The sequence below is a fragment of the Alkalicaulis satelles genome (assembly GCF_008630495.1).
In the GTDB taxonomy this organism is placed as follows: domain Bacteria; phylum Pseudomonadota; class Alphaproteobacteria; order Caulobacterales; family Maricaulaceae; genus Oceanicaulis; species Oceanicaulis satelles.
Genome location: NZ_VWOJ01000001.1, coordinates 440331 through 466431, shown reverse-complemented (window position 1 = coordinate 466431; position 26101 = coordinate 440331). Strand labels below are relative to the sequence as shown.

Sequence of the window (26101 nt, the reverse complement as noted above, 5' to 3'; positions counted from 1 at the left end):
GCGCGCGCGGCGCGGCGCGGAAACGGGGTGCATCGCTCTTTGCCTACAGCGGCCAGAAGATCGGAATCACTATCACGGCCACAATCGCCAGAAGCACGTTAAGCGGCAATCCGATTCGCACGAAGTCCATGAATTTGTATCCGCCCGCATTATAGACCAGCGTATTGGTCTGATAGCCAATGGGCGTGGCGAAGCTGGCGCTGGCGGCGAACATCACGGCGACCACAAATCCGCGTGGATCCACGCCCAGCTCCACCCCCAGCCCCATGGCGATGGGGGTCAGCAGGATGGCGGCGGCGTTGTTGGAGATGGTTTCGGTCAATGCCGATGTGACCAAATAGATCAGCGCCAGCACGGCGATGGGGCCCAGGTTTGCGGCGTGCTGGGCCAGGAAGCCGATGATCAGCGCCGCTGCGCCCGTCTTTTCCAGCGCCAGGCCTACCGCCAGCATGCCGAAAATCAGGATCAGGATATTCCACTGGATGGAATCATAGGCGTCCTTGGGATCAAGGCAGCCCGCCGCGATCACCACGCCCGCCGCGATCAGGGCCAGCGCCACGATGGGCAGCACCTCGAACGAGGCCAGCACCATCACGCCGATAATGGCGGCGATGGCGATGGGCGCCTTCTCGCGCCGCCAGGGCCGGTCCTGGGGCTCGGCGAGATTGTTGAGCAGGCCGTCATCAAACATGGTGCGCAGATCGCCCGGCGCGCCTTCCACCAGCAGCGTGTCGCCCACTTCCAGACGCAGGGCCTCGCCCTTGCGCGAGACATTCTCCCCGCGCCGGTGCACGGCCAGCACATAGACGCCATAGAGCCGCGCCAGGCCCAGCCGGCCCAGCGGGCGCCCGATCAGGCCCGAATTGGGGCCGATCACGCCCTCGCGCATGACGGTCTCGCTGGCCTCGATCGGCTCGAAGGCGTGTGTGCCGCCGGTGACGCCCAGCGCCACATCGCCCTGTTCGCGCAAGGACAGCATTTCCGACATGCGTGATTTGACCACGATGCGGTCGCCGCCTTCGATCACCACGTCCGACAGGGCGTGGCGCAGGGAGTGGCGCTTGCGGATCACGTCCACAACGGAAAAGCCCTTGGGCGTGGTCAGTCCGGCCTCGCGCAAGGTCTTGCCTACCATGTCGGAATCCACCGGCACGGCGAGATGGGCCAGGAAGCGCCGCTCCTTGGGATCAGGCAAAAGGCCGGCCAGCGTGTCGCGGTCGGGCAGAAGCAGAGGCCCCGCCACCGCCAGATAGACGCAGCCCACGCCCGCCATGATCAGGCCGGCCATGGTGATCTCGAACATGCCGAACGCGGCCATGCCGCCGGTCTGGGCGACGCCGTCCACCAGGAGATTGGTGGAGGTGCCGATCAGGGTGGTGGTGCCGCCGAAAATGGCGGCGAAGGACACCGGAATGAGAAAGCGCGACGGCGCCACGCCCAGCGAGCGCGCGAGGCCTATGGCGATGGGGATCACCACCACCACGATGGGCGTGTTGTTGATGAAGGCGCTCATCACGATCACGCCGGCCATCAGGGCGATCAGCGCCATGGCCGGGTGCGAGCCCCTGGACAGGCGCGAAACCAGCTTGGCGGCCGCGTCTATGACCCCGGTTCGCTCCAGCGCGGCGGACAGTACGAACAGGGCCGCCACAGTGATCGGCGCGGAGTTGGAGAACACCGACAGCGTCTCGCCGGCGGTGAGGATGCCGGTGATCAGGAGCAGGCCCATGGCCAGCAGCGCGATCACGTCAGGCGGCAGAATCTCGCGCGCAAAGCCGAAGAACACCGCGCCGACCAGCGCCAGCACGAACACGATCTGAAGCGTCTCGATGGTGAACCAGTCCGGCATGGTTGTCCCTGGGCGATCAGGTTGCGTCAGCCTGAGAGGCTAAACGAGACCCGCGTCCCGGCGCGAGCGCTTTTCTTGCCCTGCAGCGCCATCACACGAAACGCCAGGCCTCGGCGGCGGCGCGGAACAGGGCGCGGGCCTTGTTGACCGTCTCCTGGCGCTCGGATTCGGGATCGGAATCCAGCACCACGCCGGCGCCGGCCTGCACATGCATGCGCCCGTCGCGGATCACGGCGGTGCGCAGCGCGATGCACACATCCATATCGCCCTGGGCGCCGAAATAGCCCACTGCGCCGGCATACACGCCGCGCCGGTGCGGCTCGAGCTCGTCAATGATCTCCATGGCGCGCACCTTGGGCGCGCCCGACACCGTGCCGGCGGGAAAGCCCGCCATCAGGGCCGAGACCGCATCCTCGCCCTCGGCCAGCTCGCCCTCCACATTGGAGACCAGGTGCATGACATGGCTGTAGCGCTCGATATTTTCGCGCTCGGTGACGCGCACGCTGCCCGGCTTTGCCACCCGGCCCACATCATTGCGCCCCAGATCGAGCAGCATGAGATGCTCCGAGCGCTCCTTGGGATCGGCCTTGAGATCGGCCTCGAAAGCCGCATCCGCGTCCGGCGTGGCGCCGCGCGGGCGCGTGCCGGCGATGGGGCGCACGGTGACCGTGCCGCCGCGCAGGCGCACCAGGATTTCCGGGCTCGACCCGGCGATGGCGAAGCCGGGCAGGTTGAAGAAGAACAGGAAGGGTGACGGATTGGTGCGCCTGAGCGAGCGGTACAGCGAGAAAGGCGGTGCGGTGAAGGGGGTGGAGAAGCGCTGGCTGGCCACCACCTGGAACACGTCTCCGGCCCGGATATAGTCCTTGGCGCGCTCCACCTTCGCCTTGAATTCGGCCTCGCTCATATTGGCCTGGGGTTCGGGCAGGGGCGCGCGCGCGGCGCCGGAGGGCAGGGGGGCGGGGGAATCGAGCCGGTTGAAGACCGCTTCAATGCGCCGGCGCGCCGCATCCACAAGCAGGGCCGGATCACCGTCCTGCGCCGGCCAGACCGGGGCGGCGGCCAGGATTTCCTGACGCAAGGCGTCGAAAATCACCATCACGCGCGGGCGCACCAGATAGCCTTCCGGCGTGCCCAGCGGGTCCGGCAGGGCGTTATCGGGCAGGCGCTCGGCCAGACGGATCATGTCATAGCCCAGATAGCCGAACAGGCCCGCTGCCAGCGGCGCCACGCCCGAGGGCAGGTCCATGCGGCTGTCTGCGATCAGGCGCTTGAGCGAGGCCAGCGGGGGCTCGGGGCAGGGCTCGAACCGGCCCGGCGCCACGCCAGGGGCGGGCGCGCGCGCGATTTCAGAGCGCTCGCCCTGGCAGCGCCAGATCAGATCGGGATCCAGGCCGATGGCCGAATAGCGCCCGCGATAGGCGCCGCCTTCCACGCTTTCGAGCAGGAAGGTGTTCACATGGGCGGCGGCCAGTTTGAGATAGGCCGAGACCGGGGTTTCGAGGTCATCCACCCGGCGCGCGGTGAGAAGCACCGGGCGCCCGGCTTCCAGCTCGGCGCGCGCAGCGGCCAGATCCGGCGCAAACTCGGGGTTCGCCATAGCGGCTTACAGATTGGGATCAACGCGCCCGAGGGCGATGTCGATCAGGCGCTGGTCTTGATGCACCTCATAGCTGTCCAGAAGCGCGTTCTGCAGGATGATCGCCAGATCATTCTCCAGCTCCTCCTGCATGCTCTGAATCTGCTCCTGGCCGGGCGTGGCCGGACGCGGCGCGATGATTTCATCCACGATGACGACGGCCCGGGTGCGTTGATCGCCTGCACGCGCCGCAAAGGGTGTTCCGGGCGAGGCGTTGAAAGCCTGGCTGACCAGATTGCGGTTGAACGGGCCGGCGGATTCCTCCCGGCCCAGGGTGGCGATCTCCACACTGGCGCCGTCGCCGATGACGGCGGCGGCCGATTCCAGGCTGTCGCCCGCCTGGATGCGCTCGAGCGCTTCGTCGACGATCACTTGCAGGCGTTCGTCCACAGTGCGCAGGCGCCAGAAGGCCTCGGCGTCCTCACGCACCTCATCCACTGTCGGCAGCCGGGCTTCTTCAATGGAGTCCACGCGCGCGACCACATAATTGCTCTCGCCGAACAGCTCCAGCTCGCTGTCGAGACCAGGGGTCAGGGAGAACACCAGTTCCAGGATGGCTTCGCCGCCTTCCTCCAGCAGGCTGGCGGCAGGCGCGCCGTCCAGGGTGAAGGCGTTGGAGGTCATATAGTCGAAGCGTTCCAGCGGCACGCGCGCCGCCTGGGCGGACGCTGACAGATCCAGCCCGCTGCGCCGCGCACTCTCGAACTCGTTCATCGCCGTGAACATGGCCTCTTCGGCCAGATCGCGCGCCAGTTCGGAGCGCAGTTCATCGCGCATGTCTTCAAGAGAAGGCGGCGCCGGGTCGATGGCCTGCGTGACGCGCACGACGCGCCAGCCCAGCCGGCTGTCCACGGCGCGAACCTCGCCTTCGCCCATGTCGAACACGGCGTCGGCAATGGCGCGGTCGGGCACTTGGGATTGCTGCAGCTCGGTGAAATTGACCCGCTCGGCCAGGCCGTGAGCCTCGCGAACGCTGGACGCCGATTGGCCTTCCAGGAGCATGCGCGCTGCGGCTTCAGCGCTGGTCTGATCGGGGGCGGCCCATTGCTCATAGGAGCGCTCGGCCGGTTCGGAGATATCGCCCTGGCTCAGCCGGAAGGCGTACAGGTCCTCGATATCCTCCTCGCTCACCTCCACATTGCGCTCGAATTGCTCGGGGGTGAACCGGATCAGGGAGAATCGGCGCTGCTCGGGGCGCTCGAACACGCCGGCATTGGAGCGAATGAACTCTTCGAGCATGGCGTCGTCAGGATCGCCCACGTCTCCGGCCAGCCGCGGCGGGATCAGCAGGGCGCGCAGGGCGCGGCGCTCATTGCGCCAAGCCTGGCGTGTCTGGACGAACAGCAAAGGCGCGTCCACCGCGCCAATGATGGCATCGACAAACTGGCCCTGGCGCAGGCCGCGGGCCATGTCGCGCTCGAACTGGCGGTCAATTCCGGAGCCGGTATAGCCTGACTGTTGCAGCACATCCATGAAGGTGGAGCGCTCAAACCGGCCCGTGAACGGGTTCTGGAAGGCCGGGATCTCGCGGATGGCGTCAAAAACCGCCTGGTCGGAGATGGACAGGCCCAGCTCGCCCGCCTTGGCGGCCAGGGCGGCCTGCAAGGTCATCTGCTGGACCACCTGGTCGCCGAATCCGGCAGCATCGGCTTCCTCCCGGGTCAGGCGGGGATTGTCCATCTGCAGCTGGCGCAGCTGACGGTTGAAGGTGCGCTGCAAATCCTGCGCGCTGACCCGTTCGGGACCGACCGTGATCGCAGAGGTGCCGCCGCCGCGGATGACGTCCGTGACGCCCCACAGCGCAAACGCCGCCACCAGAAGGGCGATGATGATCCCGCCGATCAGCGGGTTCTTGGCCATTTGTCGGATAAGGGTGAGCATGCTCTTGCAACCGGTCCCGAGCCGTTTCAGGGAGGGCGAACCTAGCTGGGCGCATCCGGGGCGGCAAGCCGCGCGCGCGGCGCGTCCTGCATTGCAGCTGCCGATGAGCGCTGCTATCGCTCGCCCCCCGGATCAGGTGGGAGGACCACGCATGGCGCGGCGCAAAATCATTGCCGGCAACTGGAAAATGCATGGCCGCAGCGCCGATCTGGGCTGGGCGGAGCGGCTGTCGGCACTGTTCGACGCTCCGCCAAGCAGCGAAGTGCTGGTGTTTCCGCCCGCCACGCTGCTGGCGCCCCTGTCCGTGCGGCTGCCCGGTTATGTGGCGATCGGCGGGCAGGACTGCGCGGACGCCGCCGAGGGCGCGCGCACCGGCGATATCTCGCCTCTGATGCTGTCCGATCTGGGCGCGCGATATGTCATCACCGGTCATAGCGAACGCCGCATGCTGCATGGCGAAAGTGATGCGGTGGTCAGGGCCAAGACCGAAGCGGCGCTCAAGGCCGGGCTCACCCCGGTCGTATGCGTGGGCGAAACCCTTGACCAGCGCCGTTCGGGCGAAGCGCAAAACATTGTGTTGCAGCAGCTCCAGGCCAGCCTGCCCGAGGCGGCGGCGGGCCATGTGATCATCGCCTATGAGCCGGTCTGGGCCATTGGCACGGGCATGACGGCGTCCCCCGATGACGCCGAGGCCATGCATAAGGCCATCCGCCAGGCCTTGCGCAGCGGTTCGGGCGACGAGCTGCGCATACTGTATGGCGGCTCCGTCAATCCCGCCAATGCGGCTGAGCTGTTATCGCGCGCGCAGATTGACGGCGCGCTGGTGGGCGGGGCGAGTCTCGACCCCGAAAGCTTCGCCTCGATTATTCGCTCCGCCGGGTAAGGCGTTCTTCAGACTTGTCCTTTACAGTCCTTTCCATCCCATGAGACCCGCAGAGCGGGCGTTGGAGGGGCGGATGGCCGAGCTGGACTATCGCCGCGCGAGCGTGGCGCTATTCGATCCTGTTCATGTGAACTTGCGCACCACGCGGTATGCGCTCCATGAGATCGGATTCCGGGACATCGTGTCCCTTAACGTCATGGCTGAACTCAAGCGCCGTCTGCAGGACGAGGCGCCGAATCTTCTGGTGATCGAAACCGCCGATCACGAAGCCGAAGTGTTCCGCCTGGTGCGCGCCATCCGCGCGGGCGAGGTGACCAATAACCCGTTCTCGGCCATCCTCCTGACCACCTGGCGGCGCGATACCGGCCTGGTGCGCGAGGCGATCGGGTCGGGCGCGGACGATGTGATCATCCGTCCCTTCTCGACCTCGTTTGCAGAAGAGCGCATCCGCACACTGGTCAAAGCGCGCAAGCCCTTCATTGTGACCAGCGACTATATCGGTCCGGACCGCCGGCGCGATTCCGCGCGCGGGCCGGGCGCAGCGCCGTCCATTGTCGCGCCCAACGTGCTCCAGGCGGTGGTGGAAAATGACGAGGACGCGCTGATGCGCGCCCGGGCCTGGATTGATGAGGCGCGCCGGACGGTGGATGGCGAACGCCTGCGCCGGCTGTGCATGCGCGTCATTATCGGCGCAGAGGCCGCCAGCGGTGAACTGCGCGCCGGGCGCGAGCCGGTCATGGATGTCAATGATTTCGAGCGCGGCGCGCGCGAGGTGCGCGCCCGCCTGTCCCGCACCCGCTCAGCGGAAGCCAAGCGCGTCGCCCAGGCCCTGTGCGAGGTGTCGGCGGAGCTGCGCGAGCCGGGCGGGTTCACCCTGGCCAATCTCTCCCTGGCGCGTGAGCTGGCGATGGCGGCCTATGTGGCTTATGCGGGCGATGACGGCATGGAGCGCTCGCGCGCCGAGATCGAGAACGCCGTGGGGCTGCTGCAGCAGCGCATGGCCAGCGCTGCTGCACGCAAGGCGCAGCCCGATAGTGGCGTTGTCGAGGAGGCTGAGCTAAAACGCGCGGCAAGTTGAGCGCGCCGGACTTCCGGCGCGGCTATTGAACACGGGATCGCGCCCACATGATTGCAGTGCTTCTGATTATCCATCTCTTGCTGATTGCAGCGATGGTGGCCGTCATTCTGATGCAGCGCTCCGAAGGGGGCGCGCTGGGCATTGGCGGCGGTCCGGGCGGGATGATGTCCGGGCGGGGTTCGGCCAATCTCTTGACCCGCACCACAATGATTCTCGGCGCGCTGTTCGTGGGCAATTCCATTTTGCTGGCCGTGCTGGCGAGCGTGGATGACAGCGGGCGTTCCGTGATTGATCGTCTGGGCGATGATCCCGCCACCCAGCGTCCGTTCGATTTCTCCGGCTTCGACGATATTGAGGAGGAGGGCGAGGAGATTCCTGACGAATCTCAGCCCGAGCCCGCGCAAGACGATCCGGAAATTCCGGGCCGCTAAGCCGTTCAGTGCGTTCATGAGCCGGAACTGTCCGGCGCGCGAGGCGATCCATGTCGGCCCAGGCCAAACCGGATGTGAAGCGTATCACGCCCCCCCAGGTGCGCGCGCGCAAGGGTGGGGAGCCGCTGGTCTGCCTGACCGCCTATGACGCGCCGACGGCGGCGCTGCTCGATCCCCATTGCGATCTGCTTTTGGTGGGGGACTCGGTGGGCATGGTGGTCCATGGCCTGCCCAACACCCTGCCGGTGACGCTCGACATGATGATCCTGCACGGCCAGGCCGTGATGCGCGGATCGCACCGGGCGCTGGTGGCGGTGGACATGCCGTTCTCCACCTATGAGCGTTCGCGCGAGCAGGCGTTTGACAACGCCGCACGCATCCTGCGTGAGACCGGCTGCCAGGCGGTGAAGGTGGAAAGCGGCGTCTATATCGCCGAGACCATCCGCTTCATGGCCGAGCGCGCGATACCGGTGATCGGTCATGTGGGCCTGCGCCCCCAGGCGGCTCTGGCGGATGGCGGCTTCAAGGCCAAGGGCCGGGACGCGGCCAGCCGGGCCAAGGTGATCGAGGAAGCTGTCGCTGCTGATGAGGCGGGCGCCTTCGCCATTGTGATCGAGGGTGTGGCCGAGGACCTGGCCGCCGAAATCACAGCCAGGGTGAAGGCCCCGACCATCGGGATCGGCGCGTCGGCGGCCTGCGACGGCCAGATCCTGGTCACGCCCGACATGCTGGGCCTGTTCGACTGGACCCCGCGCTTTGTGAAGCGCTACGCCGATCTCAAGGGCCAGTTTGAAGACGGTGTGAAAGCATATGCCGCCGACGTGCGCGCGCGCGCCTTTCCCGGCCCCGATCAGGTGTACAAGCCCAAATCGGGCTGAGCGCTGGCCCTGACCGGGCGCCAGCGGCATGGGGTTGTTGCCCGTAACTGACGGCGCGGCTAGGGTCGCGCCATATTTTGAAGACCAACCCGGAGCCCTGTCTTGGCTGACGCTTTCGACGAAGTCGAAGAAGAACTGCGCCGCGAGCGCTATCAGGCCCTGTTGCGCAAATGGGGGCCGTGGGTGGCCGCCGCCGCCGTGGCGATCGTGCTGGGCGCTGCTGGCTATCAGTACCAGTCCTACGCTTCACGCCAGGCGTCCGATGCGGCTTCCGACGCCTATCAGGCCGCCGCCTCGCTATACGAGGCCGGTGCGATCAATGAAGCTGACAATGCTTTCGCCGCCCTGGCCGAAAGCGGTCCGCGCGGTTACGCCGCCCTGGCCCTGATGCGCCGGGCCGCCATCGCCCAGTCCATGGGTGACATGGCGGAAGCGGCGCGCCTGTATGAACAGGCCGCCGAGCGCTCGCCGGAGTCCCTGTCGCGTGATCTGGCGCGCTACCGCGCTGTTCTGGTCCTGTTTGACGAGCTCTCGCTGGACGATCTCAATCTGCGTCTTCAGCCCCTGACCCGTCCGGAATCCAATGTCGGCCCGCTGGCGCGCGAGCTGATGGCCGCCGCCGCCCTGCGCGATGAGCGCTGGGAGGATGCCCGCCGGCGCTATGAATTGCTGACCTTCGCCCTGGATGCGCCCCCGGGCGTGCAGCGCCGGGCCCAGGAGGCGCTGGCCTTCATCGCCCAGAACGCGCCGCCGGCCGAGGCCGAGCCGGAGATCATCGGGGACAGCGCGCCGGAGACGGACGCGGCGCCTCTGGACTTGCCTGGCGAGGCCGATGACGGCGCGGCGCTTGAATTGCCCGAAACACTGCGCCGGGTGGCCGGTGAGACTGCAGACGAGGAAAGCGAGGATCCGCTGGAGATGATCCGCCGGATCCAACAGCAGAATGCATCAGGCGAGGGGTCTGATGATGAGGAGGACGGGCGATGAGCCTAGGCAAATTTTTTCCGCTCGCGCTTGCTTTATGCGCCGGCCTGGCGCTCTCGGGCTGCGGTGCGGGCGAGCGCCTGAGCAGCATCAATCCGTTCTCCGGCGGTGATCGCGAAGACCCCAACGCGCCTCCGCGCGACCAGCGGGTGCCGGTATTGCAGCTGGATGACCGCCTTGTGGCGCCCGAAACGGCCGGAACGGTCAATCTGCCGCGGTCCTATGTGAACAGCGCCTGGCCGCAATCGGATGGTTTCCCGACCCACGCCATGCAGCATACGCGCGCCTCGGGCGCGCTGGAGCGTCTGTGGCGGGTGGATATCGGGTCGGGCTCAAGCCGGGACCGGCGCGTGCGCGCCCGGCCGGTCATCACTGACGGCGTTGTCTACGCCATGGACGCCGAAGGGCGTGTTTCCGCGCGCGATCTCGACACCGGTTCGGAGCGCTGGCGCAAGCATGTGCGCGATGACCGAAGCGCCTCTGCAGGCGGGTCCTGGGTGCCGTTTACCGGCGGATCGGGCCATCCGCCCACTTTTGGCGGCTCCATCGGCTATGATTCCGGGCGCATTTTCGCCCATACCGGCGGCCGTTTCCTGGTGGCGCTGGACGCGAGCACGGGCGAAGAGCTGTGGCGCCGCCGCGCCCTGACGCCCTATCACTCCGCCCCGACCATTTCTGAAGGCCGGGTTCTGGTGACCACCGACGACAATGAATTGCTGGCTCTGGACGCCTCAAATGGCGAGGTGATGTGGTCGCACCGCTCCATCGCGGAGACCGCGCGCGTCTTGGCCACGCCCAGCCCCGCCGTGCTGGGCGAAACCGTGATCGCGCCTTACAGCTCGGGCGAGGTGGCGGCCCTGCGCGCGCCCAACGGGCGCGAATTATGGACCGAGGCGCTGACCCGCGCGGGCGGGCTGACGCCCATGTCCAGCATCAATGATATCGCCGCCAGCCCGGTGATTCTGGGCGACCGGGTTTACGCCATGAGCCATTCCGGCGTTATGGCGGCGCTCGATCTTCGCACAGGCGAGCGGAGCTGGACGCTGCCGGCGGGCGGGGTGCACACCCCGGCTGTGGCCGGCGATTACATCTTCCTTGTGACCACTGAGGCCCAGCTGGTCGCCATTAACCGCCATGAGGGCGAAGTGGTCTGGCTGACCCAGCTGCGCCAGTTCGAAAACGAGCGCCGGCGCCGCAACCGTGTCGCCTGGGCTGGTCCGGTGCTGGCGGGCGACCGCCTGGTGCTGGCGTCGTCCCAGGGCGAGCTGGCCATTGTGGATGCGTCCAACGGTGAGATCACAGCCACGCGCAATCTGGGCGATCCGGTATTCGCCGCGCCTGTCATCGCCGCCGAAACCGTCGTGGTCGTCACCAATAACGGACGCCTGATCGCCCTGCGCTAGGCGGGGACGGATCATCCAACGGAGCCACCGGTGCGACGCCTGCCAGCCCTTGCCATTGTCGGGCGCCCCAATGTGGGCAAGTCCACCCTGTTCAACCGCCTGGCGGGCAAGCCGCTGGCGATTGTGGACGACCGTCCCGGAATCACCCGCGACCGGCGCGAGGCGCGCGGGCGGCTCGGCGATCTGGATCTGCGCCTGATCGACACCGCAGGCTATGAAGACGCCGCTACGGGAATCGAGGCGCGCATGCGCGCCCAGACCGAGCGCGCGCTTCAGGACGCCGATGTGTGCATTTTCCTGATCGACGGGCGCGAGGGCGTGACCGCGCTGGACCAGCGCTTCGCCGATCTTCTGCGCAAGGCCGGCCGGCCCGTCATTCTGGCGGTCAACAAGTGCGAGGGCGCGCGCGGCGAGGCCGGGCTGGGCGACGCATGGTCGGTGGGCCTGGGCGAGCCGGTGCCCATCTCCGCCGCACACGGGGAGGGGATGAGCGATCTCTTCCAGCGCCTGATCGTTGAGCTTGACGGCATCAATCTCGATACCCGGCCCGAAACGGACCCAGACGAGGCGGAAATCTCCACCGACGCCGAGGATCCCGGGTTTGATCCTGATTCCGATGACGCCCCGGACGAGGGCGCGCCGCTGCGCATTGCCGTGGTGGGCCGGCCCAATGTGGGCAAGTCCACCCTGGTCAACGCCCTGATCGGCCAGGAGCGCGTGATCACCGGCCCGGAAGCGGGTCTGACGCGCGACGCCATTGCCGTGGAGTGGGAGTGGGAAGGCCGGCGCGTGCGCCTGCACGACACCGCGGGCCTGCGCAAGCGCGGCAAGGTGGATGACCGTATCGAGCGCATGAGCGCCGCCGACACGCTGCGCGCCATCAAGTTCGCCGAGATCGTGCTGCTGCTGGTGGACGCCGAGCGGCCGTTCGAAAAGCAGGACCTCAATATCGCCGCAAGGGTGGAAGCCGAGGGCCGGGGCCTGATCGTGATCCTGACCAAATGGGATCTGGTCGCTGACAAACAGGCGCGCCTGGCCGAAATGCGCGAGGCGTTCGAGCGGCTGCTGCCGCAGGTGAAAGGCGCGCCGCTGATCCCGCTATCGGCGGTGACCGGGCGCGGGCTCGACCACATCATGCCGGCGGTGAAGGGGCTGCACCGCAACTGGAACGCCAAGGTCAAGACCCGCGATCTCAATGACTGGCTGGGCGAAATGACACAGCGCCATCCCCCGCCGTCTGTCGATGGCAAGCGGGTCAAGCCGCGCTACATGGCCCAGACCAAGGCCCGCCCGCCCACCTTCGTGCTGATGGCCTCGCGCGCAGCCTATCTGCCAGAAAGCTACAAGCGCTATCTGATCAATGGCTTGCGCGAAGCTTTTGATCTGCCCGGCGTGCCGATCCGCCTGATCGTAAAGGCGGGCGCCAACCCGTACGCCAAAAAGTCCTAGAGCATTATCAGAGGCCGGCTTTTCGAACCGCAAAACCGGTTCCCACTTTTGCTGAAAAGCCTTTAACCCTTAAAACCCTGGGCGATCAGGAAGGTTTCCGCACTCTCGGTGCGGCTGGCGGGCGGCTTGTAGTGGCGCACCTTGTCAAACCGGGTCTTGAGCGCGTCGAGCACGTCATGGGACGCGCCCCCCTGGAACACCTTGGCGACGAATGTCCCGCCGGGTTTGAGCACGTCCATGGCGAACAGCGCTGCGGTCTCCACCAGGGCGACGATGCGCAAATGATCGGTGGCCTTGTGACCGGTGGTCCAGGGCGCGAGATCTGACAGCACCAGATCGGCCGGGCCGCCCAGCGCCTCTTTGAGCGCTTCGGCGGCTTCAGGCTCGGTGAAGTCCATATGCAACAGGATGGCGCCGGGAATGGGGGCGATCTCCAGAAGATCCACGCCCGCCACATGGCCGGCGCCGCGCTTGAGCGCCACTTGCGCCCAGCCGCCCGGCGCCGCGCCCAGATCAGCCACCCGCATGCCGGGCCGGATCAGGCCGAACTTGTCGTCCAGCTCGATCAGCTTGTAGGCGGCGCGCGAGCGATAGCCTTCCTGCCGGGCGCGGGCCACATAGGGGTCGTTGAGCTGGCGGTCGAGCCAGCGCTGGGAGGAGTGCTTGCGCCCGCGCGCGGTCTTCACCCGGGTGCGCAGCTGCTTGGCCGCGCGCGCATCCCCGCCCTTGGTGACCGGACCGGACCGGCGCCGGCGGCGCGGTTCGTCTTCATCATCGCCTGCGCCGCTCATGATTTCGCCTTGCCTCTTCGTGAGCGGGTGCGGCCGCGCGATCCGCGCCGCTTGCGCGGGCGCATGAGGCCCAGAAGTATGCCTTCGCGCAGGCCCCGGTCGCCGACCCGCACGCGCTCGGTGGGCCAGGCGTCCATCACCGCTTCATAGATGGCGCAGCCCGCCAGCACCAGATCGGCGCGGTCATCGCCGATACAGCCCTGGCGCGCGCGTCCGGCCCGGTCCTGCACCGCCAGGCGCAGGCAGGCCTCGCGCGCTTCGGCGGTGCTCATCCACATGCCGTCGACCTTGTCGCGCACATAGCGCTCGAGATTGAGATGCACGCCCGCCACAGACGTCACCGTGCCCGACGTGCCCACCAGATGGGCGCGCCCGGCATTGAACACAGGGCGCAGGCGCCGGGCCCCGCGCGGCGGGCGCAGATGCTGGGCCGCGCACGCTTTCATGTCCTGATACCAGGTTTCACGCAAGGCCGGGTCCGACGGTTCGGGGAAGCGGTCTGACAAGGTCACCACGCCCAGCGGCATGGTGGACCAGCCGCGCAAGGGCGGGCGGCCGCCGGATTTGAGCCCGCCGCGCGTGCGCCATTCGGCCAGATCCACCCAGCACAACTCGGTTGAGCCGCCGCCAATATCCAGCACCAGCGCGGCGTCCATCTCGGGATCCAGCAGGTCCAGGCTGCCCTGGACAGCCAGGCGCGCCTCTTCCTCGGCGGTGATGATCTCAAGCTCCAGCCCGGTGGCCGCGCGCGCGCGCTCAAGAAATTCATCGCTATTGTCGGCGGCCCGGCAGGCTTCTGTGGCGATGGCGCGCAGGCGCGTCACATTGCGGCGCTTGACCCGGTCTGCGCATACGCTCAGCGCCTCGATGGCGCGGGTCATGGCCGGTTCGGAGAGGCGTCCGGATGACAACAGGCCTTCGCCCAGCCGGACAATGCGCGAATAGGCGTCGATCACGCGAAAACCGCCCGGCGACTTGCGCGCCAGCAGCATGCGGCAATTATTCGTGCCCAGATCAATCGCCCCGTAGACCGTATCGGGCGGACCCTTGCGGGACGGCCTTGCGGTGTCCGGGCGCGGCGAATCGGGCCCTGCGGCGTCCTTCGCCATCATGCGCGTCCCTGTAGCGCCAGCCCGTACGCAGCGCGCCGCCTGGAACAGGGGCGCAGCCATAGCGCAGCACAACCAGCGCTGACTTCAATTATCTGTCAGGATAACACGCTTCTGAGATCACGTAAGCTATGCGCGGCGCCCGTCTGTGAAGCCGCTAGCTGGAACCGGCGCGCAAATTGCTTATCTGAGCGTCCTGAAGGAGGCCAAGTGTGATGACCCAGCCGGACGCGCCGCTCAGACACGCCAGATTCGCGCTTGGCGACGTGGTGCGCCACCGCCTGTTTCCTTTCCGGGGTGTGGTGTTCGACGTGGATCCGCAATTCGCCAATAGCGAAGAGTGGTGGCTCTCCATCCCCGAGGCCATCCGGCCGCGCAAGGACCAACCCTTTTATCATCTGCTCGCGGAAAACTCGGAAAGCTTTTACATGGCCTACGTGTCTGAGCAGAATCTTTTGCCCGACGCTCACAATGGCGCGGTGGGCCACCCTTCTGCGCCGGAATTCTTCGATGGATTTGACGGCGAGCGCTATATCGTCAAGGCCCGCCCTGGCGGTGTGAACTGAGCCCGGGTCAGCGCGCTCAAGCCTGACCGGCTTGCTGCAAGCCCGCAGGATCGCTCTCAACCGGGGCCGGGGCTTCCAGGCGTGCGGGCAGCGAAAAGGACACGGTGGTGCCCTTGCCCGGCGCTGAGTCGATGCGCAGCGTGCCGCCATGCAGCTCGATCAGTGATTTGGACAGGGCCAGCCCCAGGCCGGAGCCCTGATGGCTTTTGGCGGTCTGGCTTTCAATCTGTTCAAACGGCCTGCCCAGACGGGGCAGATGCTCGGCGGGGATGCCGATGCCGGTATCGGCCACCTGCAGCACCACGCCGTCGGCGGCGTCGAACCCGCGCACTTTCACCGCGCCGCCCTCGGGGGTGAACTTGACCGCGTTGGACATGAGATTGAGCAGGACTTGCTTGAGGGCGCGCGGATCGGCCTCGATCTCGGGAAGGCTTTCGGCTTCCACGGCAAGCGTGATGGATTTCTCCTCGGCGCGCGCACGCATGATGCGCACGCACTGCTCGATCACATCGCCGGGCAGGATCAGCTCGGTCTGGAGCTGCATCTTGCCCGCCTCGATCTTCGACATGTCGAGGATGTCGTTGATCAGGGACAATAAATGCTGGCCGGACCCCAGAATATCGGTGACATAGCCCTTGTAGCGCTCATCACCGAGGGGGCCGAACATTTCCCCCGCCATGATCTCGGAGAAGCCGTTGATGGCGTTGAGCGGCGTGCGCAGCTCATGGGACATATTGGCCAGGAATTCCGATTTGGAGCGATTGGCTTCCTCGGCGCGCACCCGCTCCTGCTGGTGGGCCTCGGCCAGCTCCTCCACGCGCGCCTGGCTGAGCTTGAGATTCTCCACCGTGCGGCGCAGGGCGCGCTCATTGTCGCGCAGGGCGGTTTCCTGGGTCTTCAGGGCGGTGATGTCCGCGCCCACACTGACGATGCCGCCATCATTGGTGCGGCGGTCGGAGTAATGCAGCCAGCGCCCGTCCTTAAGCTCCAGCTCGTAGGAATCCGCCCCTGGTTCGCCATGCACGCGGGCAATGGCCTTGGCGGCCATCGCCTCCACTTCCTCATAGCGCATATTGCCGCGCAACGCGGTGTCGGAGAGGCCGAAAAACTCGCGAAACTTGCGGTTCCAGAGCATCAGCCGGCGCCTTGAATCCCACAGCACAAAGCTCTCGGTCATGGATTCCAGCGCCGCGCGGAGCCGGCTTTCGGCGGCCTGGACGCGCGCCTGGGCGCCCTTGCGTTCGGTGATGTCGATGGCCACGCCCACCAGGCGGCGCGTGCCGTCCATGATGCGCCCGCGCATCTGGAACCAGACCGCCAGCTGGGCGGCGCGCACCATGACGTCGAGCTCGTCTGTCTGGGCTGCGCTGCGCAAGGCGGCGCGCACCTTGTTGCGGTCCTCCTCGCTGATCAGCAGCAGGAATTCCGGCCCGGACACTTCCTCGGCCCGGGTGCGTCCGAGAATCTGGGCGAAGGACTCCGTCAGCAGCACGCTGTCGGATTCCAGATCCCAGTCCCACACCCCGACCCGCGCGCCCTCCATGGCGAGGGTCAGCCGGTTCTGGGATTCGCGCAGCATGCCTTCAGCCACCCCCAGCTCGCCGATGCGCTTTCGCAGCACCAGGAACAGCGCCACCGACGCCCCCAGCGTGGCGGCGAACAATAGGAGATTGAACAACAGCGTCTGACGCCATGTGGTGCTATTGACCGCGCCAGGCCCCAGGGTGAGGGCGTGGAGCGGCGCGCCCGCCACCGAGGCCGCGCCCAGGACGCTGTCTGCGCCCGCCAGCTGCGCGCCGCGCATGGCGCCGCCGCGCTCGGCCATGCGCGCGACTGCGCCGGGATCGAGCCCTACGCGTTCAGCGGCCAGAGGCGCGCCGTCAAAGGAGGCTGCGGGCTTGAGCGCCAGGAGCCGCCCGGATGCATCGGTGAGGAAGGCGATCTCTTCACCGGCCTGGCCCGGCAAAAGGGCGTTCGGGTTGATGAAGGCGAGCACGGCGCCCACCGTGCCGTCGGCCAGGCGCACCGGATGCGCCGAGACGATGGGGTGGGGGCTGCCAGCGCGCGCCGCCACGCCCTGTCCGGCCGCCAGGGCGTCATCTGCGGCATTGCGCAGGACGGTGTCGGGCAAGTCCAGACTGGAGATGATCCGCCCGTCGGGCAGGAGCAGCGCTGCGCCCTCAACCCAGGCGGGGCGCGTCAGCGTCTCCAGAGCCTGGCTGGCGTTGCGCGCCGCCCCGGCGGGGGAAAGGGCGTCCAGCTGGGCGGCGGTCATGGCCAGGGCGCTGCGCACTTCGGCGATCCGCCCCGACAGGCGCTCGGCGATGAAAGCGGCGTTGCGGGTCTGGGCGGCTTCCACGGCGGATTCAGCGGCGCGCCAGTCCTGATAAAGCTTGATGGAGATGACCCCGCCAAACGCCAGCACAAACCCCATGACCAGCATCAGCGCCAGCCGTGAAGACGCACCCCGGCGCAGGCTCTGGGCCGTCTTTCGCGCCCCGGTCCGGCCGCGCCTGGAGTCGCGTTTGAGAATCATGAAGCCGAAAGTAAAGCGCGTGCGTGTACGGCGTCCAGCGTGGCGCACGCGATCAGGCCCTGACCAGCGGGCGGTGTTACTCCTGAGCCTCGTCAGGCGCGCTTGCCCCGGCCGGGGCCCGGCGATCCTCGCCCTTGTAGGGCTCGGTGCGCCGGCGCCGGTCGGGACCGCTATACTGGCGCGCCCGGATAAAGGGGCGGGGCTGATTCACAACCGCGGCGATCTTGGTCCATATTTCCTTGGCGTTGATGGGCTTGGCGCACACTTCCGTCACACCAGCGTCCCGGGCGGCGATCACGCGCGAGCGTTCGGTATGCGCGGTGAGCAGGATGATCGGGATGAAGGGATTGGCGATATCATCGCCGGTGCGCACCAGACGGGTGAATTCAAGTCCGTCCAGCAAGGGCATCTGATAATCGGTGATGACGATATCAACCGGCTCGTGACGCACGATTTCCAGCGCTTCAGCCGCGTCGCGCGATTCCCATGTCTTGGTGATGCCAAACCCGAGAAGCATGGTGCGCACGATGGAGATCATGTGCGAATTGTCGTCGACAATCAGCACTGACAGGCGATGCAAGCCCGGTTTCATCCGTCATCACCCTGACTGACTGCTTAGTTAGATTGTATGATTTATCAGAGGGGTGACAAGGCGTTATACTGCTGCGCGCAAGGGTTTTGCACTGTCATCGCTGTCTGCGTCGGGCCGGGCCTTGACGGCGCGGACCGTGTCGCGCGCGCGCCGGGCCAGATTGATCCAGTCCGGACTGGCGTCCGGATCTTCCGCGCCCAGGCGCGCGATGGCCTCGGCCAGCGCCATGAGGCGCGGGGCCTGTACGATCAGCCGGGCCTGCTGCTCGATCCGGGCGGGGTCGCGGTCATATTCCGCTCCCGGCACCCGCCAGCCGCCCCAGTTCTGCTGGTCGGTGACCACAACCGGATAGGTGCCCGGCTGGGGATGATGGGCGCATTCTTCCGGCGTTTGCCATTTATTGCGCGCGCGCATCAGGCGCCACTGGCCCGGATCGCCCTGTTCGACGGCTTCGGCGCTGAGCTCATCGGTGGTGAAGTCACGTCCCAGTCCGCAATCATAATAGATGCGCACCGGCTCCTCGACATCCTTCACCCATTGCGGCTTGACGCGCTCGATCAGCGCCCAGGTGCCCACGGGACGCACGAAAACGCGCTGATGCTTGTGAAAGACAGCTTTGGCCATGGCGTGCTCCTTCCATTGGAGCTTGCCCCTAACGCCTCAAATCCGGGTTAAGGGCCATGGTAAGCGTCCGGTTAATCATCAGGATAGGCCGCCCGCACCATGCCGCCCGGCTGAACCTCGCAGCGTCCGGCCAGTTCCAGCTCCACCAGGGCGGCCAGCACAGCCGAGGCGGGCGCGCCGGTAAGGCGGGCCAGCTCGTCCTTGGACACCGGTGCTGGGGAAAGCAGCTCTGCAATGCGTTCGCGTACAGCGTCGGCAGCCTCATCGGATGCACGCCGATCGCCCGGCTCGTCCTCATACTCCCAGCCGCCGGGCTCCTTGAGGGCGGGCGGACGGGTGTTCTGCAGCACCGCGATCACATCCTCGGCGCTTTCGATCAGGGCCGCGCCTTCGCGCAAGAGCCGGTTGGTTCCCCGCGCGCGGGGGTCCAGCGGCGAGCCGGGCACGGCCATCACCTCGCGGCCCTGTTCACCGGCCAGGCGCGCCGTGATCAGCGAGCCGGAGCGTTCGGCCGCCTCGACCACCAGCACCCCCAGCGACAGGCCTGAAATCAGGCGGTTGCGGCGCGGGAAATCACGCGCCTGGGCGACATGGTCGGGCGGGGTTTCGCTGATGATCAGACCCTGGCGGGCGATGGCGTGATGCAGTTCATGATGTTCGGGCGGATAGATGCGCGCCACGCCGCCGCCCACCACCGCGATAGTGCCGGTGTCAAGCGCGGCGGCGTGGGCGGCGCCGTCTATGCCGCGCGCCAGGCCCGAGACGATGGTGACGCCGCGCTGGCCCAGCTCGCGCGCCAGGTCGCCGGCGAAGCGCAAGCCCACGGCGGAGGCGTTGCGCGCGCCCACCAGGGCGCAGGCGGGCTGTGCGTCCGGATTGAGGGGACCCAGCAGCGTCAGGACCGGGGGCGGGATGTCCAGCGCCGCGAGCAATTTGGGAAAATCCGGCTCGCCTGTGCAGACCAGACGCGCGCCCAGTTCGTCATGGCGCTCCAGCTCGGCCTCGGCGGCCTCGCGCGTGACGATGTCCAGCCGGCGGGTGCGTCCGCCCCGGCGGGCCAGGCGCGGCAGTTCGGCCAGCGCGGCTTCCGGCGTTCCAAAGCGGGTGATGAGCTCTCGGAAAGTGACGGGCCCGACCCCGGATGTGCGCGCCAGCCTGAGCCAGTCCAGCCGGCCGGCCCGGGTCAGGCGCGCCGCATTCATGTCTTGGCGGCGCCGATGCGCGGTTCGGTTCCGCTCAAGAGCCGGGTGATATTCTCCCGGTGGCGCCAGTAGAGGGGCAGGGTGAGCAGCAGCGCCAGCAAGGCCACATCGTGGCGCCCAAAGGCCAGCGCCAGCGCCGGTGCGGCGGCGGCGGCCACAAGCGCCGACAGGCTGGAAATGCGCATCAGCAGCGCCATGCCCAGCCAGGTGAGGCAGGTCAGCACGCCCACCGGCCAGGCGGCGGCGAGCAGCACGCCCAGAAAGGTCGCCACGCCCTTGCCGCCCTTGAATTTGAGCCAGACCGGGAAGCAATGGCCGAAAAACGCCGCGCCGCCGGCGATCAGCCCGGCTTCGGTGGAGTGGAGAAATGTGAAGGCCAGGCACGCCAGCCCTGCCTTGCCGCTGTCCAGGACGAGGGTGGCCAGCGCAAGATCCTTGCGGCCGGTGCGCAGCACATTGGTCGCCCCGATATTGCCCGAACCGATTGAACGGATATCGCCCAGCCCGGCCAGGCGCGTCAGCAAAAGGCCGAACGGGATGGAGCCGAACAGATACCCGCCGGCCAGAGCCAGCAGAAGGAATGAGTCAAAGGGCATGGCTTAACTCTCAGGTTGATGAATGATCGCCCCTTCCACGACCGTGAGCAAGAGTTTTCCGGTCAGGCGGCGATTATCGAAGGCGCTGGACGCGGCGCAGACGCGCGCGCCGGGGGTATGGATCACGGGATGGTCCGGATCGAAGGCGATGAGATCGGCCGGCGCGCCGGGCGCCAGACGGCCCTGATCCAGCCCGAACAGCTCGGCGGGGCCGGCCGTGACGGGCCAGAGCGCGTCCAGCAGATCAAGCCGGCCTTCGGCGCACAGGGTCAGGAGGGCGGGCAGGAGGGCTTCCAGATTGGCCGAACCCGGTTCGGCTTCAGGGAAGGGATGGGCCTTGGCTTCGCCGGTGCAGAAGCGGTGGTCGGACACGATAGCGCTGATGGCGCCGTCTTTCAGGGCGCCGATCAGGGCGAGGCGGTCGGCCTCGCTGCGCAGGGGCGGCTCCAGCCGGTAGCGGGCGTCAAACCCGCCTGCATCCAGCTCATTGAACATCAGGTGGGTCACCGGAACGGTGGCGGCCATGTCCAGTTCGCGCGCGCGGGCCGCGTCGAGGGCTTTAAGCGCGGCGCTTGTGGTGATCCGGTCAAGAAGAATGCGCGCGCCGGTCAGCTCGGCCAGCACCGCGGCGCGTTCGGCCGCCAGGCGCTCCCCGGCGGCCGGGCGGGCGGGCAGGCCCATGCGCATGGACAGATCGCTCTCATGGGCGCAGGTATTGCGTGCAAGCGCGGCATCCTCACAGGTGAGCGCCGTCCAGGCGTCAAATCCGCCGGCGTAAGAGAGGGTGCGGCGCACCAGCCGGGTGTCGGGCTCGGGCCGTCCGCCATCGCCCACATAGACCGCGCCTGCGCGCAGCATCAGGCCGATCTCGCCCATCTCGCCGGCGCTGTCGATGGCAAGGCCCGCCGGCAAGAGCCGGACCGGGCTGGTCAGGGCGGCCGCTTCCAGCGGGGCGAAATGTTCAGGCCGCGACAGCCCTGCGCCGCTATCGGGCGCCAGGATCAGCGTGCCGATCCCGCCTGCGGCGGCGGCGCGGGCCGCGGCCTCGATCCCGGCGGCGCCGGTGCTGGCCGGATTGACCCGGCAGCGCGCATCGATGAGGGCGGGGGCCAGGACCATGCCGTCCAGATCGATCACGCGCTCGCCCGCTTCAGGCGCGATATGGGGCGCGATCTCGGCGATCACCCCGCCGCGCACGCGCAGATCGCCGGGCGCGTCATGGCGTGAGGCCGGATCGATCAGGCGCGCATTGGCGAACAGGAGCGCGCTCATTATGCGTCCCCGGAATCAGACACATAACGCTGGTTGGGCGAGGCCGAGCTGATCAGCTCCAGCACCGCCATGCGCACCGCCACGCCCGCTTCCACCTGTTCCAGGATCACCGCGCGTTCGCGGTCATCGGCCAGCGCGCCATCAATCTCCACGCCGCGGTTCATGGGACCGGGATGCATGACCAGACAGCCCGGCGCCGCCCGCTCCAGCCGGGCATGGTCCAGGCCGTAAAGGGCGCGGTATTCGCGGTCGGACGGAATCAGCCCGCCGCTCATGCGCTCGCGCTGGATGCGCAGCGCCATCACCGCATCGCAGCCCTCAAGCGCCTCGTCGAGATCATGGAAGACCTGCACGCCCCAGCGGTCGGCGTCTTCCGGCAGCAGCGTCGCGGGCGCGCACAGGCGCACATCCGCATGCAGCATGTTGAGCAGCGCCACATTGGAGCGCGCCACGCGCGAATGGAGAATGTCGCCGACGATCAGGATGCGCCGTCCGCCCACTTCGCCCCAGCGGCGGGTGAGGGTGAAGGCGTCCAGCAGGGCCTGGGTGGGGTGTTCGTGGGCGCCGTCCCCGGCATTGACGGTGGAGACCCCGGTGACCCGGGCGAAATACTGGGCGGCGCCGGCTGCGCTATGGCGGACGACCTGCAGGTCCGGGCGCATGGCGGCCAGGGTCAGGGCCGTGTCTTCAAGGCTTTCGCCCTTGGAGATGGAGGCGCTGCCGGCGGAGAAATTGATCACATGGGCGCCCAGGCGCTTGGCCGCGATCTCGAAGCTGGCCAGGGTGCGCGTGGAGTTCTCGAAGAACAGATTGATCAGCGTGGCGCCGTCCAGCGTGCGCTCGGCGCGGGTTCCGGCGCGGTTATTGTCGAAATGCACGGCGCTGCGCTCGAATATCATGCGCACATCGAGCGGGTTGAGATCGCCGATGGACACCAGGCTGGCGTGGGGGAAATCGTAGCTGAAACCGGTCCGGCTCATGGGCCCTCGCGCATGCATCGGGCGGGGTATAGGCGCGCTCGGGTCCAGGAGCAAGACACCGGCCCGGACCGGCGCGGCCTGACGCTTCCATTTGGTTTCAAATGTAACTAATTTGACCGGCAAAGCCGCTTCGACCGGGAGACCCCTCATGGCCCGCAAATGGATCTATGCCTCGCGCACCGAAGGCATCGCCTCGCGCCAGGCGCACGCCGACCTGCCCGAAGGCACGTATGAGCGCGAAATGAGCAAGGAGGGGTTTTTCGGCCCCGCCGCCTTCCTGCACCACAAGCGCCCGCCCACCGGCTGGTCGGACTTTGAAGGCCCGCTCAAGCCCCACGCCTTTGATCTCAACAAGCTGCAGGGCGGCCAGGCTTCGCCCTGGGGCTCTTCGCAAGTGCTGTTCAATGCTGCGTGCGATGTGCGCTTCTGGCGCCTGGACGGGGCCATGCCCGCGCTGGCGCGCAACGGCGACGGCGACCAGATCCTGTTCATCCATCGCGGCGAGGGCGCGCTGTTCTGCGATTTCGGGCATCTGGAGTTCGAGGCGGGCGACTATATCGTCCTGCCGCGCGGAACCATGTGGCGCCTGGCGCCGTCAGGGCGCGCCGACATTTTGATGATCGAGGCGACCAACAGCCATTACACCTTGCCCGACAAGGGCCTGGTGGGGCCGCACGCGATCTTTGATCCGGCCCTGTTCGATGTGCCGGCCATGGACGAGGCTTTCCGCGCCCAGCAGGCGGACGCCGATCATGAATGGCGCGTGGAGGTGAAGAAGCGCGGCCAGGTCAGCGTCATCACCTATCCCTACAACCCGCTGGACGCGGTGGGCTGGCATGGCGAGCTGCATCCGGTGCGCATCAATGTGCGCCATATCCGCCCGTTGATGAGCCATCGCTATCACGTGCCGCCCAGCGCCCACACCACCTTCCTGGCGGACAGGTTTGTGGTGTGCACATTCGCGCCGCGCCCTTTCGAGACCGATCCGGGCGCGCTCAAAGTGCCGTTTTTCCACAATAATGACGATTATGACGAGGTGCTGTTCTATCACGCGGGCGATTTCTTCAGCCGCGACAATATCGATGCGGGCATGATGACCTTCCACCCGTCGGGCTTCACCCACGGACCGCACCCCAAGGCGTTGAAAAACATGCTCACCCAGTCCAAACCGGCGACGGACGAATATGCGGTGATGATCGACACCCGCGATCCGCTCAATGTGGGCGCTGATGCGGCGGGGGTGGAGAATCCCGAATACGTGAATTCGTGGAAGGGGTAGGGGCGTTTTGATACCCGATCAGCTGAAGACCGGATACGCGCAGTTCCGCGCCGAACGATTTGAGAAGAAGCAGCGTATCTGGCGCAATCTGGCCAAGGGCCAGTCGCCGCGCGTGCTGGTGATCGGCTGCGCCGACAGCCGGGTTGATCCCGCCGCCATTTTCAATGCCGGGCCGGGCGAGCTGTTTATCGTGCGCAATGTGGCCAATCTGGTTCCGCCCTACGAGCCGGACGGCGCGCACCATGGCGTGTCGGCGGCGCTGGAATTCGCCGTCAAGTCGCTGAAAGTCGAACACATCGTGGTGCTGGGCCACCGCCAGTGCGGCGGCGTCCATGCTGCAGCCACCGGCGCGGCGAAGGGCACCCAGTTCATCGAGCGCTGGCTCGACCCGCTGGCGCCAGCCTGTGCGGAGGCGCGCGCTGCGCTGGGTGCAGACGTGGATGAAGAGACGTTGTGCGATGATCTGGAGCTGCGCTCCATCCGCCATTCCCTTGTCCGGCTCACCGGTTTTCCGTTCGTGGCCGAGGCGGTCGAGACGGGACGGGTGACCCTGCACGGCGCCCGCTTCGGCATTGCCGACGGCGCGCTGGAGTGGATGGATGGCGAGGGCCGCTTCGTTCCGGTAGAGATTGAAGACGCCGATGATGCCGGTGCGGAGGAACACTCATGAAACTCGCCACACTGAAATCCGCCAGCCGTGACGGGCGCCTGGTGGTGGTCTCGCGTGATCTGGCCTGGTGCGCGGACGCGTCCCATATCGCGCCGACCCTGCAGGCGGCGCTGGATGACTGGGCGCAAGCCGAGCCGGCCCTGCGCACCCTGGCGGACGAGCTGGAGCGCGAGACCATCCCGCGCGAGCGTTTCCATGAGCGCGACGCGCTTTCGCCCCTGCCGCGCGCCTATCAGTGGGCGGACGGCTCGGCCTACGTCAATCATGTGGAGCTGGTGCGCAAGGCGCGCGGGGCGGAGCTGCCCGAGAGCTTCTGGACCGATCCGCTGATGTATCAGGGCGGCTCGGACGCCTTCCTGGCGCCGCGCGAGGATATCCCGCTGGCTGATGATAGCTGGGGGCTCGATTTCGAGGCGGAAGTGGCCGTGGTCACCGGCGATGCGCCGCAAGGGTGCTCGGTGGAGGAGGCCGCCGGCGCCATCCGTCTGATCATGATCCTCAATGATGTGAGCTTGCGCGGCCTGATTCCGGGCGAGCTCGCCAAGGGGTTCGGTTTCTTCCAGTCCAAGCCGCCCACGGCGTTTTCGCCCGTGGCGGTGACGCCTGATGAGCTGGGCGAGGCCTGGGACGGGCGCAAGCTGCATCTGCCCCTGCGCTCCTGGCTCAATGGCGCGGTGTTCGGCGAGCCCGACTGCCAGGTCGACATGACGTTCGATTTCGCCCAGCTGGTGGCCCATGTGGCCAAAACCCGCCCGCTGACGGCCGGAACCATCGTGGGATCGGGCACGGTGTCCAACAAGCTGGGCGACGGGCCGGGCAAGCCGGTCAGCGAAGGCGGGAAGGGCTATTCCTGCATCGCCGAGATCCGCATGATCGAGACCATTTATGACGGCGCGCCCAAGACGCGCTTCATGATCCCGGGCGATCAGGTGCGTATTGAAATGCTGGACCGGTCCGGAAAATCGATCTTCGGCGCGATCGAACAGACCGTGGTGCGTTACGCCCGCTAGATCTGACCGGGACTACTCGGCCGGGACCATATGGGCGGGCGCTGCGCCCATCGCCGTGATCATGCGCGTGGCTTCTTCCAGACACCGGCCGCAGCGCGGCTTGGCGCCGCAGGCCTTGAACGCCGAGGCCGCATCGCGCGCGCCATTCTCGGCGGCGGACTTGATGTCGCGGCATTTCAGGGCGTTGCACAGGCACACATACATGGGCGTCGGGTCCGGTGAGGGCCTGAAGGCGGATGAGCCTTGCAGGCGCAAATCATTCGCAGGAACATAAGGCCTGTTTTGCGAATGAATGTCAACTGCGCGCATGCAGAGGCAAGTTTCAGGTTTTGTCCGCGGCCTGGACCGGCTAGTGTGAACGCCGTTTACCGATAGCGCTTGTGCGGCGAGGGAGGGCGT

24 protein-coding genes are annotated in these 26101 nt (G+C 67.3%); 11 read left to right on the top strand and 13 right to left on the bottom strand.

The window, feature by feature from the left end; genetic code table 11:
- Window positions 1–43: 43 nt before the first annotated feature.
- The 3 genes from F1654_RS02240 to F1654_RS02230 all read right to left on the bottom strand — a co-directional run bounded on the left by F1654_RS02240 (window position 44) and on the right by F1654_RS02230 (window position 5369).
- Window positions 44–1849 (bottom strand): SLC13 family permease, encoded by a 1806-nt coding sequence (locus tag F1654_RS02240; protein ID WP_150021870.1) that lies wholly within the window; start codon window positions 1847–1849, stop codon window positions 44–46.
- A gap of 91 nt (window positions 1850–1940) precedes the next feature.
- Complete coding sequence (gene trpE, locus F1654_RS02235) at window positions 1941–3449, bottom strand: anthranilate synthase component I (RefSeq protein WP_150021869.1); 1509 nt, start codon at window positions 3447–3449, stop codon at window positions 1941–1943.
- A gap of 6 nt (window positions 3450–3455) precedes the next feature.
- A complete protein-coding gene (locus tag F1654_RS02230; protein ID WP_150021868.1) occupies window positions 3456–5369 on the bottom strand; it encodes a peptidylprolyl isomerase in 1914 nt (637 codons plus the stop codon).
- Window positions 5370–5520: 151 nt separating this feature from the next.
- On the opposite strand from F1654_RS02230, the gene tpiA reads away from it, so the two are divergent.
- The 7 genes from tpiA (at window position 5521) to der (ending at window position 12475) form a co-directional block, all read left to right on the top strand.
- The gene (tpiA, locus tag F1654_RS02225) at window positions 5521–6252 is read left to right on the top strand and encodes a triose-phosphate isomerase (RefSeq protein WP_150021867.1); all 732 of its coding nucleotides are present in this window, start codon (window positions 5521–5523) and stop codon (window positions 6250–6252) included.
- Between the two features lie 73 nt (window positions 6253–6325).
- Window positions 6326–7330, top strand: coding sequence for a response regulator (locus F1654_RS02220; RefSeq protein ID WP_150021866.1), 1005 nt, complete (start codon window positions 6326–6328; stop codon window positions 7328–7330).
- A gap of 47 nt (window positions 7331–7377) precedes the next feature.
- A complete protein-coding gene (secG, locus tag F1654_RS02215; RefSeq protein ID WP_150021865.1) occupies window positions 7378–7761 on the top strand; it encodes a preprotein translocase subunit SecG in 384 nt (127 codons plus the stop codon).
- A gap of 50 nt (window positions 7762–7811) precedes the next feature.
- Window positions 7812–8639 (top strand): 3-methyl-2-oxobutanoate hydroxymethyltransferase, encoded by an 828-nt coding sequence (gene panB, locus F1654_RS02210; RefSeq protein WP_150021864.1) that lies wholly within the window; start codon window positions 7812–7814, stop codon window positions 8637–8639.
- Window positions 8640–8741: 102 nt separating this feature from the next.
- Complete coding sequence (locus F1654_RS02205) at window positions 8742–9626, top strand: tetratricopeptide repeat protein (RefSeq protein ID WP_150021863.1); 885 nt, start codon at window positions 8742–8744, stop codon at window positions 9624–9626.
- A complete protein-coding gene (locus F1654_RS02200; RefSeq protein ID WP_150021862.1) occupies window positions 9623–11026 on the top strand; it encodes an outer membrane protein assembly factor BamB family protein in 1404 nt (467 codons plus the stop codon). The genes F1654_RS02205 and F1654_RS02200 overlap by 4 nt, the downstream gene beginning before the upstream one ends.
- A gap of 30 nt (window positions 11027–11056) precedes the next feature.
- Window positions 11057–12475: a ribosome biogenesis GTPase Der gene (gene der, locus F1654_RS02195; RefSeq protein WP_233205068.1), complete on the top strand. Its 1419-nt coding sequence runs from the start codon at window positions 11057–11059 to the stop codon at window positions 12473–12475.
- Window positions 12476–12537: 62 nt separating this feature from the next.
- Here der and F1654_RS02190 read toward each other — a convergent pair whose 3' ends face one another.
- Complete coding sequence (locus F1654_RS02190; protein WP_150021861.1) at window positions 12538–13266, bottom strand: RlmE family RNA methyltransferase; 729 nt, start codon at window positions 13264–13266, stop codon at window positions 12538–12540.
- On the bottom strand, window positions 13263–14375 hold the full coding sequence (locus F1654_RS02185) for a Ppx/GppA phosphatase family protein (protein ID WP_150021860.1): 1113 nt from the start codon (window positions 14373–14375) through the stop codon (window positions 13263–13265). Before F1654_RS02185 ends, F1654_RS02190 begins: the two co-directional genes overlap by 4 nt.
- 215 nt (window positions 14376–14590) lie before the next feature.
- On the opposite strand from F1654_RS02185, the gene hspQ reads away from it, so the two are divergent.
- On the top strand, window positions 14591–14941 hold the full coding sequence (gene hspQ / locus F1654_RS02180) for a heat shock protein HspQ (protein ID WP_150021859.1): 351 nt from the start codon (window positions 14591–14593) through the stop codon (window positions 14939–14941).
- A 16-nt stretch (window positions 14942–14957) separates the two neighbouring features.
- On the opposite strand, the gene F1654_RS02175 is transcribed toward hspQ, so the two are convergent.
- The 7 genes from F1654_RS02175 to F1654_RS02145 all read right to left on the bottom strand — a co-directional run bounded on the left by F1654_RS02175 (window position 14958) and on the right by F1654_RS02145 (window position 22743).
- On the bottom strand, window positions 14958–17525 hold the full coding sequence (locus F1654_RS02175) for a PAS domain-containing sensor histidine kinase (RefSeq protein WP_233205067.1): 2568 nt from the start codon (window positions 17523–17525) through the stop codon (window positions 14958–14960).
- A 28-nt stretch (window positions 17526–17553) separates the two neighbouring features.
- A complete protein-coding gene (locus F1654_RS02170; protein WP_150021858.1) occupies window positions 17554–18069 on the bottom strand; it encodes a response regulator in 516 nt (171 codons plus the stop codon).
- 63 nt (window positions 18070–18132) lie between these two features.
- Window positions 18133–18693 carry a hypothetical protein gene (locus F1654_RS02165; protein WP_150021857.1) on the bottom strand — a complete coding sequence of 187 codons (561 nt, stop codon included), beginning with the start codon at window positions 18691–18693 and terminating at the stop codon, window positions 18133–18135.
- A gap of 71 nt (window positions 18694–18764) precedes the next feature.
- Entirely contained in the window at window positions 18765–19895 is a 1131-nt protein-coding gene (gene dprA, locus F1654_RS02160) for a DNA-processing protein DprA (RefSeq protein ID WP_150021856.1), read from the bottom strand.
- A complete protein-coding gene (plsY, locus tag F1654_RS02155) occupies window positions 19892–20491 on the bottom strand; it encodes a glycerol-3-phosphate 1-O-acyltransferase PlsY (protein ID WP_150021855.1) in 600 nt (199 codons plus the stop codon). The genes dprA and plsY overlap by 4 nt, the downstream gene beginning before the upstream one ends.
- Window positions 20492–20494: 3 nt before the next feature.
- Complete coding sequence (locus F1654_RS02150; protein ID WP_150021854.1) at window positions 20495–21763, bottom strand: dihydroorotase; 1269 nt, start codon at window positions 21761–21763, stop codon at window positions 20495–20497.
- Window positions 21763–22743, bottom strand: a complete 981-nt coding sequence (locus F1654_RS02145) for an aspartate carbamoyltransferase catalytic subunit (RefSeq protein ID WP_150021853.1) — start codon at window positions 22741–22743, stop codon at window positions 21763–21765. The genes F1654_RS02150 and F1654_RS02145 overlap by 1 nt, the downstream gene beginning before the upstream one ends.
- 148 nt (window positions 22744–22891) lie before the next feature.
- Between F1654_RS02145 and F1654_RS02140 the strand changes: the two genes are divergently transcribed.
- From F1654_RS02140 to F1654_RS02130, 3 genes are read left to right on the top strand one after another with little or no spacing between them, the layout of a single operon-like run.
- Window positions 22892–24022 (top strand): homogentisate 1,2-dioxygenase, encoded by a 1131-nt coding sequence (locus tag F1654_RS02140; RefSeq protein ID WP_150021852.1) that lies wholly within the window; start codon window positions 22892–22894, stop codon window positions 24020–24022.
- A 7-nt stretch (window positions 24023–24029) separates the two neighbouring features.
- Window positions 24030–24692 carry a carbonic anhydrase gene (locus F1654_RS02135; RefSeq protein WP_150021851.1) on the top strand — a complete coding sequence of 221 codons (663 nt, stop codon included), beginning with the start codon at window positions 24030–24032 and terminating at the stop codon, window positions 24690–24692.
- Entirely contained in the window at window positions 24689–25702 is a 1014-nt protein-coding gene (locus tag F1654_RS02130; protein WP_150021850.1) for a fumarylacetoacetate hydrolase family protein, read from the top strand. Before F1654_RS02135 ends, F1654_RS02130 begins: the two co-directional genes overlap by 4 nt.
- A gap of 12 nt (window positions 25703–25714) precedes the next feature.
- Here the strand turns inward: F1654_RS02130 and F1654_RS02125 are convergent, their stop codons facing one another.
- Entirely contained in the window at window positions 25715–25906 is a 192-nt protein-coding gene (locus F1654_RS02125) for a (2Fe-2S)-binding protein (RefSeq protein WP_150021849.1), read from the bottom strand.
- Window positions 25907–26101: the final 195 nt, after the last annotated feature.